Source organism: Streptomyces sp. NPDC007205 (genome assembly GCF_040634095.1).
Classification (GTDB): domain Bacteria; phylum Actinomycetota; class Actinomycetes; order Streptomycetales; family Streptomycetaceae; genus Streptomyces.
Map to the genome: position 1 here is coordinate 38,138 of NZ_JBEYEW010000040.1, position 14,545 is coordinate 52,682.

17 protein-coding genes are annotated in these 14,545 nt (G+C 69.8%); 8 read left to right on the forward strand and 9 right to left on the reverse strand.

The window, feature by feature from the left end:
- The 4 genes from recA (at position 1) to ABZ624_RS36295 (ending at position 3,461) form a co-directional block, all read left to right on the forward strand.
- The gene (gene recA / locus ABZ624_RS36280) at positions 1-1,128 is read left to right on the forward strand and encodes a recombinase RecA (RefSeq protein WP_360098784.1); all 1,128 of its coding nucleotides are present in this window, start codon (positions 1-3) and stop codon (positions 1,126-1,128) included.
- Between the two features lie 3 nt (positions 1,129-1,131).
- The gene (gene recX, locus ABZ624_RS36285; protein WP_360098786.1) at positions 1,132-2,001 is read left to right on the forward strand and encodes a recombination regulator RecX; all 870 of its coding nucleotides are present in this window, start codon (positions 1,132-1,134) and stop codon (positions 1,999-2,001) included.
- Between the two features lie 86 nt (positions 2,002-2,087).
- Positions 2,088-2,222: a hypothetical protein gene (locus tag ABZ624_RS36290; protein ID WP_360098788.1), complete on the forward strand. Its 135-nt coding sequence runs from the start codon at positions 2,088-2,090 to the stop codon at positions 2,220-2,222.
- A gap of 156 nt (positions 2,223-2,378) precedes the next feature.
- Positions 2,379-3,461, forward strand: a complete 1,083-nt coding sequence (locus ABZ624_RS36295) for a MerR family transcriptional regulator (RefSeq protein ID WP_360098790.1) — start codon at positions 2,379-2,381, stop codon at positions 3,459-3,461.
- A 98-nt stretch (positions 3,462-3,559) separates the two neighbouring features.
- On the opposite strand, the gene ABZ624_RS36300 is transcribed toward ABZ624_RS36295, so the two are convergent.
- The 5 genes from ABZ624_RS36300 to ABZ624_RS36320 form a co-directional block, all read right to left on the reverse strand.
- A complete protein-coding gene (locus ABZ624_RS36300) occupies positions 3,560-3,973 on the reverse strand; it encodes a rhodanese-like domain-containing protein (RefSeq protein ID WP_360098792.1) in 414 nt (137 codons plus the stop codon).
- The gene (locus ABZ624_RS36305; RefSeq protein ID WP_360098794.1) at positions 3,970-4,503 is read right to left on the reverse strand and encodes a cysteine dioxygenase; all 534 of its coding nucleotides are present in this window, start codon (positions 4,501-4,503) and stop codon (positions 3,970-3,972) included. Before ABZ624_RS36305 ends, ABZ624_RS36300 begins: the two co-directional genes overlap by 4 nt.
- Positions 4,504-4,573: 70 nt before the next feature.
- Positions 4,574-4,660, reverse strand: a complete 87-nt coding sequence (locus ABZ624_RS36310) for a putative leader peptide (protein WP_324608114.1) — start codon at positions 4,658-4,660, stop codon at positions 4,574-4,576.
- 77 nt (positions 4,661-4,737) lie between these two features.
- Complete coding sequence (locus ABZ624_RS36315; protein ID WP_360098796.1) at positions 4,738-6,402, reverse strand: FAD-dependent monooxygenase; 1,665 nt, start codon at positions 6,400-6,402, stop codon at positions 4,738-4,740.
- 145 nt (positions 6,403-6,547) lie between these two features.
- Positions 6,548-7,117 (reverse strand): response regulator transcription factor, encoded by a 570-nt coding sequence (locus tag ABZ624_RS36320; RefSeq protein WP_360098798.1) that lies wholly within the window; start codon positions 7,115-7,117, stop codon positions 6,548-6,550.
- 355 nt (positions 7,118-7,472) lie between these two features.
- Here ABZ624_RS36320 and ABZ624_RS36325 point away from each other — a divergent pair, with 355 nt between their 5' ends.
- Together ABZ624_RS36325 and ABZ624_RS36330 are read left to right on the forward strand one after the other, a co-directional pair.
- Positions 7,473-7,943, forward strand: coding sequence for a hypothetical protein (locus tag ABZ624_RS36325; protein ID WP_360098800.1), 471 nt, complete (start codon positions 7,473-7,475; stop codon positions 7,941-7,943).
- 77 nt (positions 7,944-8,020) lie between these two features.
- Complete coding sequence (locus ABZ624_RS36330; RefSeq protein WP_360098802.1) at positions 8,021-8,467, forward strand: hypothetical protein; 447 nt, start codon at positions 8,021-8,023, stop codon at positions 8,465-8,467.
- Between the two features lie 61 nt (positions 8,468-8,528).
- Here the strand turns inward: ABZ624_RS36330 and ABZ624_RS36335 are convergent, their stop codons facing one another.
- The 4 genes from ABZ624_RS36335 to ABZ624_RS36350 form a co-directional block, all read right to left on the reverse strand.
- Positions 8,529-9,449 (reverse strand): amino acid ABC transporter permease, encoded by a 921-nt coding sequence (locus ABZ624_RS36335; protein WP_360098804.1) that lies wholly within the window; start codon positions 9,447-9,449, stop codon positions 8,529-8,531.
- Positions 9,446-10,093 (reverse strand): amino acid ABC transporter permease, encoded by a 648-nt coding sequence (locus tag ABZ624_RS36340; RefSeq protein ID WP_360098806.1) that lies wholly within the window; start codon positions 10,091-10,093, stop codon positions 9,446-9,448. Before ABZ624_RS36340 ends, ABZ624_RS36335 begins: the two co-directional genes overlap by 4 nt.
- Positions 10,094-10,290: 197 nt before the next feature.
- Positions 10,291-11,208: a glutamate ABC transporter substrate-binding protein gene (locus ABZ624_RS36345; protein ID WP_360098808.1), complete on the reverse strand. Its 918-nt coding sequence runs from the start codon at positions 11,206-11,208 to the stop codon at positions 10,291-10,293.
- Positions 11,209-11,265: 57 nt separating this feature from the next.
- The gene (locus ABZ624_RS36350; RefSeq protein ID WP_360098810.1) at positions 11,266-12,042 is read right to left on the reverse strand and encodes an amino acid ABC transporter ATP-binding protein; all 777 of its coding nucleotides are present in this window, start codon (positions 12,040-12,042) and stop codon (positions 11,266-11,268) included.
- Positions 12,043-12,333: 291 nt separating this feature from the next.
- Here ABZ624_RS36350 and ABZ624_RS36355 point away from each other — a divergent pair, with 291 nt between their 5' ends.
- Complete coding sequence (locus tag ABZ624_RS36355; RefSeq protein ID WP_360098812.1) at positions 12,334-13,020, forward strand: response regulator transcription factor; 687 nt, start codon at positions 12,334-12,336, stop codon at positions 13,018-13,020.
- Between the two features lie 9 nt (positions 13,021-13,029).
- Complete coding sequence (locus tag ABZ624_RS36360) at positions 13,030-14,433, forward strand: HAMP domain-containing sensor histidine kinase (protein WP_360098814.1); 1,404 nt, start codon at positions 13,030-13,032, stop codon at positions 14,431-14,433.
- The last annotated feature ends 112 nt before the right edge of the window (positions 14,434-14,545 follow it).

A 14,545-nucleotide genomic window follows, 5' to 3' on the forward strand; every position in this document is an offset into this window, starting at 1 on the left:
ATGGCAGGAACCGACCGCGAGAAGGCGCTCGACGCCGCGCTCGCACAGATTGAACGACAATTCGGCAAGGGCGCGGTCATGCGCATGGGCGAGCGGTCGAGGGAGCCCATCGAGGTCATCCCGACCGGGTCGACCGCACTCGACGTCGCCCTCGGCGTCGGTGGCCTGCCGCGCGGCCGTGTCGTGGAGATCTACGGACCGGAGTCCTCCGGTAAGACGACCCTGACCCTGCACGCGGTGGCGAACGCGCAGAAGGCCGGCGGGCAGGTCGCCTTCGTGGACGCCGAACACGCTCTCGACCCCGAGTACGCGCGCAAGCTCGGCGTCGACATCGACAACCTGATCCTCTCCCAGCCGGACAACGGTGAGCAGGCGCTGGAGATCGTGGACATGCTCGTCCGCTCCGGCGCGCTCGACCTCATCGTCATCGACTCCGTCGCCGCGCTCGTACCGCGTGCGGAGATCGAGGGCGAGATGGGTGACAGTCACGTCGGTCTGCAGGCCCGTCTGATGAGCCAGGCCCTGCGGAAGATCACCAGCGCGCTCAACCAGTCCAAGACCACCGCGATCTTCATCAACCAGCTCCGCGAGAAGATCGGCGTGATGTTCGGCTCCCCGGAGACCACGACGGGTGGCCGCGCGCTGAAGTTCTACGCCTCGGTGCGCATCGACATCCGCCGCATCGAGACGCTGAAGGACGGCACGGAGGCGGTCGGTAACCGCACCCGGTGCAAGGTCGTCAAGAACAAGGTCGCCCCGCCCTTCAAGCAGGCCGAGTTCGACATCCTCTACGGTCAGGGCATCAGCCGCGAGGGCGGTCTGATCGACATGGGCGTGGAGCACGGCTTCGTCCGCAAGGCCGGCGCCTGGTACACCTACGAGGGCGACCAGCTCGGCCAGGGCAAGGAGAACGCGCGCAACTTCCTCAAGGACAACCCCGACCTGGCCAACGAGATCGAGAAGAAGATCAAGGAGAAGCTGGGCGTCGGCGTCCGGCCGGAGGAGCCCGCGGCCGAGCCGGGCGCGGACGCAGCGGTCGCCACCCCGGCCACCGACGACGCCAAGACCGTGTCTGCCCCGGCAGCCGCCAAGGCCACCAAGCCCAAGGCCGCCGCAGCCAAGAGCTGACCCGTGACACGACGAACCGACTGGGCCGAGTACGAGTACGTCACCCCCGGCGCCCCACGGGGGAGGGGCACCGGGGGCTACGCGGACTCCGCCTTGGGCGGTGACGACGGATACCGGGCCGATGGTTACGACGGTGACGACGGGCACGACGAGTACCGCGGAGCCGGGGGACATGGCGATGACGGCCACGCCCGCCTGCGCGGCCCGGGCGGCGAGCCGCACGGGGGTGGCTCGCCCGGCCGCGGCTCCGGCAGTGGCGGCGGCCCGCGCGGCGGCCGGGGGCGTGGCCGGCGGCGGCGCGGCTTCGGGGACGCGCCCGATGAGGACGAAGGCGCCCCTTCCTCGTCGAGGGCCGAGCGGGGGGAGTCTTCAGGGGACCCGGCTGAGCGGGCACGGGCGATCTGCCTGCGCCTGCTCACCGGGACCCCGCGCACCCGCAGGCAGCTCGCGGACGCCCTGCGCAAGCGGGAGATCCCCGAAGACGTGGCCGAGGAGGTGCTGTCGCGGTTCGAGGAGGTCGGGCTGATCAATGACAGCGCGTTCGCGGACGCCTGGGTGGAGTCCCGGCACCACGGCCGGGGGCTCGCACGCCGGGCGCTCGCCCAGGAGCTGCGCACCAAAGGGGTCGACTCCGCGCTGATCGACGAGGCCGTCTCCCAGCTCGACTCCGAGCAGGAGGAGGCGACGGCCCGCGAGCTGGTGGCCCGCAAACTGCGTGCCACCCGAGGCCTCGACCGCGACAAGCGGATCCGCCGTCTCGCCGGCATGCTCGCCCGCAAGGGCTACCCCGAGGGCATGGCCCTCCGCGTCGTCCGCCAGGCCCTGGAGGAAGAGGGCGAGGACACGGAGTTCCTCGGAGAAGGGGACTACTGAGCCCTCGGGGCGGCGGGCTACGGATCGCGGGTCTCGCCGTGAGTTCCCGGGGCTGCGGATTCTTTCGCCGGCCGATGCCGATGCCGATGCCGATGCCCCGCCTCGCCGGTGCGACGCGCCGTCAGGTGCTCCGCATGCTGCGCACCGAGGTGCTGTCCGTCCTGTTCCTCGCCACCTCGCTCGGCAGCGGGTTCGCCCGCGCCTACTCGGGCTGCCGGTAAGAACCGTGTCACCAGCCACGCTGGTCATCTGTTGCGACAGCGACGTCTGACCTGCGCGCTTTTCGGCACCGACCGTTCGTCCTGCCTGACGTCCATCGGCCGGCTGTTGACCCTCGACTTGGTGGAGGGCTCAGAGTTCTGGGTGTGGAGAGCGAGATGCGCAGTATTGGTGAGATGGCCCGGGACAGTGGCCTGAGTGTGAGCGCCCTGCGGTTCTACGACGGTGCCGGCGTGCTGGTCCCGACCTGGGTGGATCCCGTGAGCGGCTACCGCTGGTACGGCCCCGGGCAGCTTGAAGAGTCCCGATTGCTGGCTCGGCTGCGCCGGGCGCGTATGCCGTTGGCGGACATTCGGCTGGTGCTGGCCGGCTGGTCCAGCGCGGACACCGACCTGGTACGGAAGCTGCTTCAGGCACATCTGCGCCGCCTTGAACTGGGGCTGTCCGATGCCCGCAGTGAGTTCTCCACGCTCCGAGCGCTACTCGAATACAGGGAGAGTCCCATGACCATGCTCCGCACCGCCACTGCCCGGCTGGCCGTCTCCGCACCCGAGCTGGCCGCCGCGGTGGACGCGGTCCGCTTCGCCGCCAGTACCGACCCGGAGCTGCCGATGCTCGGTGGCCTCCTGTTCGACATCGAGGGTGAGGCACTGCAGGTCGTGGCCACCGACCGGTACCGGATGGCTGTCGCACAAGCCGGAACCACTGGCCATGGCGGACCTCGTGTGCAGGTCATCGTGCCGTCCCCGCTCGCCGACGCGATGCGGGCGCTGCTGAGCGACGACGCGTCCGTCCAGCTCACTGTGGACGGTGACCGCGTGGCCCTGGAGACGGGGGACCGTCAGGCCGCTGGCCAGTGCCTCGATCACGACTTCCCTGACTACCGCCGCCTCGTCCGCCTGCCGGCAGGGCGCCGCGCCCTCGTCGATGTCACGGCTTTCCGGGAGGCGGTGGAAACCGGCCCCGTTCGTGCAAGCGAGGTGCGCGGGCAGGACGGTGTTTCCTGTGACCTCAGCGTGCTCAAGGTGGGGGCCGACGGCGTGGTGATCGTCTGTGGTGACGGTGACGACGGCAAGGACCACGTCGCCGTCAACCGCGAGTTCCTGCTGGATGCCCTCGCCGCCGGAGACCAGGAGCAGCTGATCCTGGAGTTCGGTGCCCCTACGGCGCCCCTGGCGATCCGACGGACCGACACCGAGGACACCTTTTCGATACTGATGCCTGTCCGCCTGGAGAACTGACCGCAGCGCGCTTGCGGGGCGGGCGGCGTTCCGGGTACGGGCGGTGACGGTGGCCACGGCGAAGGAGAGCAGGAGCCGGGCCCCCGAATCGTCCCGGATCAGGCGCTCGCCGGCTCCACCGGGAGTCCCTCTGCCCGCCACGCCTGGAAGCCGCCCACCAGGTCCGTTGCCCGGTGCAGGCCCAGTTGGTGGAGGGAGGCGGCGGCGAGGCTGGACGCGTAGCCCTCGTTGCAGATCACCACGACGCGCAGATCGTGGCCGGTGGCCTCGGGGACGCGGTGGCTGCCCTGCGGATCGAGGCGCCACTCCAGCTCGTTGCGCTCGATGACGAGTGCCCCGGGAATCAGCCCGTCCCGCTCTCGCAGGGCCGCGTACCGGATGTCGACCAGCAGCGCCTGGCCCGTCCGCGCCGCCGCGTGCGCCTCATGTGCCTTGATGCGCCGGTAGTTCGCGCGCACCCGCTCCAGCAACTCGTCGATACCGACCGGCGGTTGGCCGATGGTGCCGCTCACTGCCAGTCCTCCGGGCGTTCGACCTGCTCCAGGCGCAGAACCTGGCCGGTGCGACTGTAGCGGCGGATGCGCGGCAGCGGCGGGTAGTAGGCGTGGACGGAGATCGCGTGTCGGTCGAGGGACTCGTTGAGGACCTCGTGGACATGGTGACGGCCGAAGGCGCGGCCCTGGCCGGCCGGCAGCCGGCGTCCGCGGTCCACGTCCTCGGCGAGTTCCAGGGTCTTCCAGCCGTCGGTCGGCAGCCGGGCGGCGAGCGAGTTCTCCCTGAGCTCGCCGGAGGCCGTGAGGAACGCGCCGACCGAGTCGGCGTGGTCGTGCCAGCCGGTGCCGGTGCCGGGCGGCCAGCCGATCAGCCAGGCCTCGCTGCCGCCCGGCCCCTTCAGCCGCACCCAGGTGCGGCCCTCCGGATCGAGTGGAAGGGAGGCGATCAGCTCGGCGTCGGCGGCCGTACGCCGCACGAAGTCGAGGAGGTCCGCCTGCGCGGGTGCCGAGCCGACGGCAGGCGAGACGGAAGGGGAGGGCACAGACACGTACACACACCGTCCTGAAGAGCGTTCGCGGAACGGGCGCGCGACGGCGCCCGGAAAAGGGGAGGCGAATTCAGCAGGACGGGCGACACACGCAGCCCGCATAGCGGACGAGGTCCATATGGACCCTCCGCCACAGGCGCACGCGGGTGTCGGTCATGGTCCGGAGTACAGCATGTCGGTGCACTTCGGTCAACTCACTGTCACCATGTGGACGGAGGGCGACGGGGCACACGGTCAGCGCACTCCGGAACGGGCTTCCGCCTGGCCCTCCGCCTGGCCCTCCGCCTCCGACTCCTCCTTCTCGTTCTCCTTCACCGCCTCGTTCTCCTTCACCGCGCCGCCCAGCGTCGCCTCCGCCGCCGCGTACAGGTCGGCCGGGCGGACCCCGCTCAGTGCGGTGACCAGGTGGCCGTCGGGGCGTACGAGCAGCACACTGTGCGCCGGCGCGCCCGGGTAGCTCTCGGCGACCAGCAGCTCGGCAGGGTGCGGCAGCGCGGTCACCGCGGCGGCGAGCCGGGGCATCACCCCGGCGGAGACCCAGTGCTTGCGGTCCCACACACCCGTGCCCGGCGCGATCAGCACGACGAGCAGGGAGCCGCGGCCGAGCCGGTCGCGCAGCTGTACGAAGGAACCGTCCTCCGCGGTGACCCGTACGTCGGTGACCTGCGCGCCGGGCGGGGTGTCGACCGGGATCTCGGCCTCCAGATGCCGGGGCGCCAGCGGGGAGTCGGCGTACGCCCCCGGCGCGCCGAGAGATCCGCGCCCCAGGTGACCGTCCGTGAGCAGTACATCGTGGTTCCGGGCGGTGCCAGGAACCATCTGACGCAGCCCGCCGGCGCCGCGCAGCACCGGCAGCACCTGGTCGGCGGCGCGCAGCCGGGCGGCGACCAGCGCGCGCCGCTCGGCCTGGTAGCTGTCCAGCAGCGCCTCGTGCGGGCCGTGGTGCCAGGCCACGCCCAGCTTCCAGGCGAGGTTGTCGACGTCCCGGAGGCCCTCGTCGAGCCCCTGGGTGCCGAGTGCGCCGAGCAGATGGGCCGCGTCCCCGGCGAGCAGGACCCGGCCGGCGCGCCATCGGCGGGCCAGCCGGTGGTGCACCGTGTGAACCCCGGTGTCGAGCAGCTCGTACAGCGGTGTGGAGCCGTCCGCCCAGGCCGCGAGGGTCTCGCGGATCCGGGCCACCAGGATCTCGGGCGTGACCAGCTCCTTGCCCGGTGGCAGCAGCCAGTCCAGGCGCCACACGCCGTCCGGGAGGGGGCGGGCGGTCACCTCCGCGGCCGAGGGCCCGGACTGCCGCCACGGCGGCATCCGATGGAGCAACGCCCGGCCCTGCCACGGAAGTTCCACCCGCAGCGCGGCGACCGCGTGCCGCTCCACCGCCGTACGGCCGGGAAAGCGGATGTCCTGGAGTTTGCGCACGGTGGAGCGGGGTCCGTCGCAGCCGACCAGGTAACTGCCTCGCCACCAGGTGCCCTTGGGGCCACGGGTGTGCGCGATGACGCCGGAACGGTCCTGCTCGATCGCGTCCAGGCGGCTGTCCACGGCCGTCTTCACCAGTGGCTCGTCGGCGACGGCCGCGCGCAGGGCACCGGTGATCACATGCTGGGCGATGTGCAGCGGGGCGGCGGGGGCGGCCTCGGTGAAGGTGATCTCGCTCATCACCTGCTTGCGCCGCAGGGACCGCCATCCGGCCCAGCGCACGCCGTGCTCACCGAGCGCCACCCCGGTCAACCGTTCCAGCAGGGCGGCCGTGTCCTCGCGCAGGACGACGGTGCGCGCCGGGCGGGGTTCGTCCTTGCCGGGGCCCTCGTCCAGGACGACGGACGGCACCTCCTGGCGGGCCAGCGCCAGGGCGAGCGCGAGCCCGACGGGCCCCGCTCCGATGATGATCACCGGTTCCACGGCGTGGCGCCCCCTGCCCGCAGCGGTGTCCTGACGGCGGTGGGTGAACAGAAGGGTGAAGCAGGGTGCACGATCACAGAACGTATGCAACCCAGTGCGCGTGCTTGCGTCAAGTGACGTCGGCCGTCATACGGCTGAGTGGTGGTCAGTCGGCGACACCGGCCTGCCAGGCGATACGGGCGGCGTGCATTCGATTGTCGACACGCAGTTTCCCGCACAGCGTACGGATATGGTCCTTGACCGTCTCCGGACTGATGTACAGGGCCTGGGCGATGGCGCGGTTGGGGAGGCCGTCGCTGAGGAGGGCCAGGACCTCGCGCTCGCGTGAACTGAGGCCGGCCACGCGTTCATGAGCGCCGTGCGGGGAGCGGGGCGGGGCGGGGCAGCCGTGGATGATCGCGTCGGCGATCTCGGGGGAGAGCGCGCGGCTGCCCTTGGTGACGGCGGTGAGGGCCCAGGTGAGGTGCTTGCGCGCGGAGCGGTGCAGCAGGACACCGGCCGCGCCATGGGCGAGAAGGGTGCGGGCGTCCCGTTCCGTGATGCGCTCCGCGATGACCAGGACGGCGGGGGGCGCCGTAAGGCGGGCGACGGTCTCCACCAGCGCCAGGGAGTCCTTGCCGCATGTGTCACCGCAGACCAGGAGATCCGGGCGGGTGGCCCGCACCAGTGCGGCCGTGTGGGCACGCTTTCCCTCGGCCACGACGCTGAGCCTCATATTCCGGAATGTGTCCGGTGCCAGGGAATGGAGCATTCCGCGCAGCCCCGCGCGTGAGAGTGATCTGTCGTCAATGATTCCCACCCGCAGCATGCCGACCCCCGTGTGGCTCTGTGCGTACGCAACGGAACGTGTGACATCGCACTCGCTCAGTCATGGCGGGCGACGCTCGGGTGATCCTCCCGATTGGCGCTGCCATGCGTCAAGTTCCTTTTGGTGCACGCTCCGTTGTGGTGTCAATCCCCGTCTTAGGGGGCAGTTTTTCGCGATCCCCCGAATGGGGGGTCATCGCTTCGTATCCCGGAACGCAGGATGGAGGCGCTTCGCAAGCCTGAGCGAAAGGAACGGAATTCAGATGGCCAATGTGGGTCGACGCGGTGCGGTGTGGGCAGCGGCCGCGGCCGTCAGTATGCTGACCATGGGAGCGGCGAGCGTGCCGGCGGAAGCGGCTGCCGCGCCCGCTCCGGGGCTCAAGGTCAGTTGCGGCAGCCCGGAACTCAAGGTCTGGTACGACTCGGACCAGTTCGGCAAATACCTCAAGGTGTGGTTCCAGACGGCCAAGGGCTGCCCCAGGGGGCGGCAGGTCGACAACCTCGGTGGGCAGATCTACTGCAAGTCCCCGTCCGGGCGGGCCAAGCTGGTCTATCGCGACAGTGTTATGCGCGCTAAGGCGCCCGTGGAAACCCTGACGAAGGCGTTGCCGCCGAAGAACCAGTGCAAGTCCTTCTACGCCGAGGCGAAAGTCGTCTACAGGATCGGCGACAGCCATTTGACGCCGGTGTACAAGGACACATGGCACTGGAACTGGGGCGAATACCCGGCATAGTCCGATTCCCACCGTAAAGCTCACGCCCTCCTCGCGTCCGGGTGCTCCCTGCGCGAGGTCCCTGAAGGAGTTTGTTCATGCGCACCAATGAAGGTACGAAGGTGAAGCGTCGCGCGGCCATGCTTCTCGGCACGGCGGTCCTGGCTTCCGTCCTGGCCACACCTACCGCGTTCGCGGACGGCCCCTCCGAGATCTATCTCGGCAAGGTGTCCGGCACCATCAAGGTCGGCGGTTTCCCCACCAAGTACACCTGGGTCGACAAGCAGTACCGCAGCACCTCGCTGCCCAACCTGCGTGAGCACACGATCCGCATCACCTTCCCCGGCTGTGCCATCTGGCGGGCCCGCGCGTCCGTCAAGTGGGGGTCCGGCTACGACACCGAACAGTCGTCGACCAAGGGCTGCAACAAGTCGATCCTGCTCACGCCCATAGGTGACATGAACGCCAACGTCACACTGGCCGTCCATCAGGATCCCGCGGACATGTCGGCCACGGTCGTCATCAAGCCCGTCGCGAAGAGGTGACAGCCGTGTGAAGCGGGTGCGGGCGGCGCGACCCGCTGCCGCCCGCACCCTCACTTCCCGGCTACTGCACCACCTGGTCGCCCTCGCCCACGGCGTCGAGCACCGCCGGCTGCTCGGCCGGCTCGGCCGCCGCCGCGACGGCGACACCCGTCCTCGTACGGCGGCCCCGCCGCTCGATCCAGGTCGCGAGCGAGGAGAGCGCGAGGCACATCGCCACGTAGATCGCGCCGGCGACGATGGTGACCGCCGTGTACGGGTTCTCCCCGTTGACGATGATGTTGCCGGCCATCTGCCGGGTGGCGTACAGCAACTCGGTGTAGGTGATGACGTAGCCGAGCGAGGTGTCCTTCAGGGTGACCACCAGCTGGCTGATCATGGTCGGCAGCATGGAGCGGACCGCCTGCGGCAGCAACAGGGTCGTCATCACCTGGTACTTGCGCAGACCGAGCGCGTAAGCGGCCTCGACCTGGCCCCGGGGCACGGCGTTGATGCCCGCCCGGAACACCTCGGCCTGCACGCAGCCGTTGTAGACGGTCAGGCCGACGACCAGGCCCCAGAAGGCGGAATTGTCCCCGATGACCCCGAGGTCGCCCTTGTAGCTGAGGAACAGCACCCACAGGGCGTAGATGGTGATGAGCAGCGGGACCGCGCGGAACAGCTCGATGAATCCGGTCGCGAACCAGCGGACCGCCCGGTGCTCGGACACCCGGGCCACGGCGAGCAGCAGGCCGAGCAGCAGGGACAGCGTGCCGGCCACGGCGAACACCTTCAGCGTGGTCAGCACACCGTCGCGGATCATGGTGCGCACACCGGCGTTGTTGAAGATGCTCCAGACCTTCGGATCCAGCTGGCCCTTGACATCCAGCCGGTACACGACGAAGGCGAGCAGGCCGGCCAGCGCCAGCGAACCGAGCACCGTGTAGAGGCGGTTGCGCACCCGGGCCTTTGGGCCCGGCGCGTCGTACAGAACGCTCGAAGTCATCGCGCGACCCCCAGACGGCGCTCCAGCAGCCGGAACAGGCCGCTGATCGAGAAGGTGATGACGAGGTAGCCCAGGGCCACCCACAGGAAGATCCAGGCGATGGCGTAGCCCTGATCGCTCATCGTCTTCTGCCAGCCGAACAGTTCGGTGACACTGAACGCGCCCGCGATGGCCGAGTTCTTGGTCAGTGCGATGAAGATGGAGCTGAGCGGCGCCACGACGGTCCGCGTCGCCTGCGGCAGGACGATCATGCGCAGCGTCTGCGAGAAGGTCATGCCGATCGAGCGGGCGGCCTCCGCCTGGCCCACGGGCACCGTGTTGATGCCCGACCGCACCGCCTCGCAGACGAAGGCCGAGGTGTAGAAGCCCAGGGCCAGCAGCGCCTTCATCCAGGGACTCAGACCCGGCGCGAAGACGACCGGGACGACGAACCACGCTATGAGGAACAGCAGCGTCAGCGGCGTGTTCCGGAAGAGGGTGACCCACGCGGTGCCGAACATCCGCAGCGGAGGCACGGGGGAGACACGGAAACCCGCGATGATGACACCCAGCACCATCGCGAGGACTCCACTGGCCAGAGTCAGCAGTACGGTGCCGATGAACCCCTCGCGGAAGTCCGCGAGATGGTCGAGCAATACGTTCACGGGGAGGTCCTCGTGGCGGTGTACGGGCAGGGCAGGACCCGTCCGGGACGAAGCGCCGGACGGCGTCGCCGGCACGGTCCGACGCGCCGCCGCGGACCCGCGGGAAACCGGGTCGGCGGCGGCCTGGTCGGCGACGGCCGGATGCGTCGACGCCGCGGCGGCGACGTCTCAGCGGCGCGTCAACAATGCTCGGCGCGTCAGTAGCGGTCGACGGCCGGCGGCTCGGTGTACGCGGAGCCGGACAGGCCGAGCGTCGCGTCGTACGCCTTCTTGTAGTCGCCGTTCTTCTCGTGCTTGTCCAGGGCACTGTTCACGGCGTCGCGCAGGGCCTTGTCGTCCTTGTTCATGCCGACGCCGTACGGCTCCTTGGTGAAGGGCTTGCCGACCACCTTGAGCTGGCCGGGGCGCTGCGCCGCGTAGCCCTTGAGGATCGCGTCGTCGGTGGTGACGGCGTCGACCTCGTTGTTCAGCAGCTGCTGCACGCACTCGGAGTACTTCGACAGCTCGACGGTCTTCGCACCGTACTTGGGCTTCTTGATCTCCTGCAGCGGGGTCGAGCCCTTGATGGAGCAGACGGTCTTGCCCTTGAGCGAGGCGGGACCGGTGATCCCCTTCTCGTCCTTGCGTACGAGCAGGTCCGCGCCGGCGAGGAAGTACGGGCCCGCGAAGCCGACCTGCTTCTTGCGCTCGTCGTTGATCGTGTACGTGCCGACGTACAGGTCGACGTCGCCCTTGGAGATGGTGGTCTCGCGGACGTTGGAGTCCACGGTCTTGAACTCGATCTGCTCCGGCTTGAAACCGAGGTCGGCGGCGACCATCTTGGCGATCTCGATGTCGAAGCCGGACCGCTTGCCGGTGGTGTCCTCGAAGCCCAGGAACGGCTGGTCGCTCTTGGCGCCGATGACGAGCTTGCCCGCCTTCTGCGCCTTCTTCAGCGTGGCGGAGTCGATCTTCACCCCGCTCGCGACGGCGTACGTCGGCAGCTTCGGCGCGTTCGCCCCAGTGCTCCCGCCGCCGGGCTGGTCACCGGCGTTGCCGGACTCGCCGCCACAGGCCGTCAGGCTCAGCGCGAGGGCGGCGAGAACGGCCGCGGGGGCGGACTTGTGGAACTTCATCTGGAACATCCTTCGGGTCATCGGGCTGGGCGGTGGCGGAGTGACGTCCCGGCGCCGTCAGTGGTGCAGGATCTTGGACAGGAAGTCCTTGGCCCGGTCGCTGCGCGGGTTGCTGAAGAACTGGTCGGGCGCAGCCTCTTCGACGATGCGGCCGTCGGCCATGAAGACCACACGGTTGGCAGCCGATCGTGCGAAGCCCATCTCGTGGGTGACGACGACCATCGTCATGCCCTCACGGGCGAGCTGCTGCATGACCTCGAGGACCTCGTTGATCATCTCGGGGTCGAGGGCGGAGGTCGGCTCGTCGAAGAGCATGACCTTCGGGCCCATCGCCAGCGCGCGTGCGATGGCCACGCGCTGCTGCTGGCCGCCGGACAGCTGGGCGGGGTACTTGTCGGCCTGGGTGCCCACACCGACCCGGTCCAGCAGGGCCCGGGCCTTCTCCTCGGCCTGCTTCCTGTCCGTCTTGCGGACCTTGAGCTGACCCAGCATCACGTTCTCGAGCACGGTCTTGTGCGCGAAGAGGTTGAAGGACTGGAAGACCATCCCGACGTCCGCCCGCAGCCGGGCCAGCTCCCTGCCCTCCTGGGGCAGGGGTTTGCCGTCGATCGCGATGCTGCCGGAGTCGATCGTCTCCAGGCGGTTGATGGTGCGGCACAGAGTCGACTTTCCGGACCCGGAAGGCCCGATGACCACGACGACCTCGCCGCGGGCGATCGTCAGGTCGATGTCCTGGAGCACGTGCAACGCGCCGAAGTGCTTGTTGACGCTCTTCAGGACGACCAGTTCGTCGGACGTGACCACGTCTTCCTTGGTCACCGATACTTTGGTCATCGCTCTCGGGGCTCCGTCCTCCTCGGTTTCGGAGGACAGTAGTGAGCGGCTGTGACCTGCGTCATCACATCTGAGGGAGATCTGAGCATCACGATCCGATAGCAAACGGACACGTCTCGTAGCACTTTCCCCGCGTGCGCGTATCGGCCGGATAACGGAACCGACGGGGCAACCGGAACGCTCTTGACGCCGTCCTAGTCCATCGGCGTGACTGCCATGGTGCACGCGCGCGTGAGCCGCACATCGCGCGCGGACCCAGACCGTACGACCGCTGAACCGGAGGGGGCCGGAATGAGACTGCTGCTCGTCGAGGACGACAACCATGTCGCGGCGGCCCTGTCCGCCGTGCTGGCGCGACACGGCTTCGACGTCACTCACGCGCGCAGCGGCGAGGAGGCTCTCCAGGCGCTCGTCCCCGAGGGCGCTGGCTTCGGCGTGGTCCTGCTCGACCTGGGCCTGCCCGACCAGGACGGCTACGAGGTCTGCGGCAAGATACGCAAGCGCACCAGCACCCCGGTGATCATGGTGACCGCGCGCTCCGACGTCCGTTCCCGTATCCACGGGCTCAACCTGGGCGCCGACGACTACGTGGTGAAGCCGTACGACACCGGGGAGCTGCTCGCCCGTATCCACGCCGTCAGCAGGCGCACCGTCCACGAGGACCCGGCGACCGGTGGCGAGAGCGCCCTGCGCCTCGGTTCCGTACGCATCGAACTGCCCACTCGGCAGGTCACCGTGGACGGTTCGGCGATCCAGCTGACCCGCAAGGAGTTCGACCTGCTCGCCCTGCTCGCGCAGCGCCCCGGCGTGGTCTTCCGGCGGGAACAGATCATCAGCGAGGTCTGGCGCACCAGTTGGGAGGGCACCGGCCGCACCCTGGAGGTGCACGTCGCCTCCCTGCGCGCCAAGCTGCGCATGCCCGCGCTGATCGAGACCGTACGGGGCGTCGGCTACCGGCTCGTCGCCCCGGCCGCCTAGCGGGGACGGGTGCGCACCCGGCTGCTGCCGCTGCTCATCGTCCTGATGGCGGCCGTCCTCCTCGCGCTCGGGCTTCCGCTCGCCCTCAGCCTGGCCGCCGCCCAGCAGCAGAAGGTCGTCGTCGACCGCATCGACGACACGGCACGCTTCGCCGCGCTCGCCCAGTTCGTCACCGCCGGACCCAGCGGATCGCGCCGCACCGGCACCGACGAGCGCCTGGAAGCCCTGCGCAGGGAACTGGACAGCTACTACGGCGTCTACGGCATCCGTGCCGGCGTCTTCTACCGCAACGGCTCGGCGATGGCCAACGCCCCCGGCGACTGGTTCGTACCGCGCCAAGGGGAGGTGCGGGAGGCCTTCGACGAGGCGCTGCTCAGCCGGCGCAGCCACGACCCCAAGCAGGTGTGGCCCTGGCAGCGCAGCCGGCTGGTCGTCGCCTCGCCGGTGATCCGGGACGGGGACGTCGTGGCGGTCGTGGTCACCGACTCGCCCACCGCGCAGATGCGTTCGCGGACCCTGCGCGGCTGGCTGTTCATCTGGGCCGGCGAGAGCGCGGCGATGCTGCTCGCCGTCGGCGCGGCGCTGCGGCTGACCGGCTGGGTGCTCAGACCGGTACGGGTTCTGGACGCCACCACCCACGACATCGCCACCGGGCGGCTGAAGTCCCGGGTCGCGGTCGCCGGCGGTCCGCCGGAACTCAGGCGGCTGGCCCGTTCGTTCAACGAGATGGCGGACAACGTCGAGGACGTGCTGGAGCAGCAGCGCGCCTTCGTCGCGGACGCCTCGCACCAGTTGCGCAACCCGCTCTCGGCGCTGCTGCTGCGCATCGAACTGCTCGCTCTCGAACTCCCCGAGGGCAACGAGGAGATAGCCTCGGTCCGCACCGAGGGCAAGCGTCTCGCGCAGGTCCTGGACGACCTGCTCGACCTGGCGCTGGCCGAGCACGCCGACGCGGATCTGACGCTGGCCGACGTCGGGGCGCTCACCGCGGAGCGGCTCGCCGCCTGGTCGCCGGTCGCCGAGGCCAAGGGTGTCCGGCTGACCGGGGACTGCCCGCCCACGACCGCCTGGGCGGACCCGATCACCCTGTCCAGCGCCCTGGACGCGGTGATCGACAACGCCGTGAAGTTCACGCCCGAGGGCGGCACGGTGGAGGTCACCGTCGCCGCCGACGGCGACACCTCCACGGTCGTCGTCACCGACACGGGGCCCGGCCTCACCGACGAGGAACTCGCGCGTGTGGGCGACCGTTTCTGGCGCAGCGGCCGCCATCAGAACATCAACGGCTCGGGCCTGGGTCTGTCCATCTCCCGGGCCCTGCTGGCGGCGGGCGGCGGCTCGATCGAGTACGCCCACCACGAGCCGCGGGGACTGCGGGTGACGGTGTCGGTGCCCCGGCAGGAGTCATCCTGACCTCGGCTGCCGACGGAGCCTAGGTGTATTGACCTGAAGCGTTGTTCACACGGCTGATCGGTGGGTGGCCGCCGAGTGCGGTGTGGCAGCGGTGGTGGTTGTAGGTGTGCAG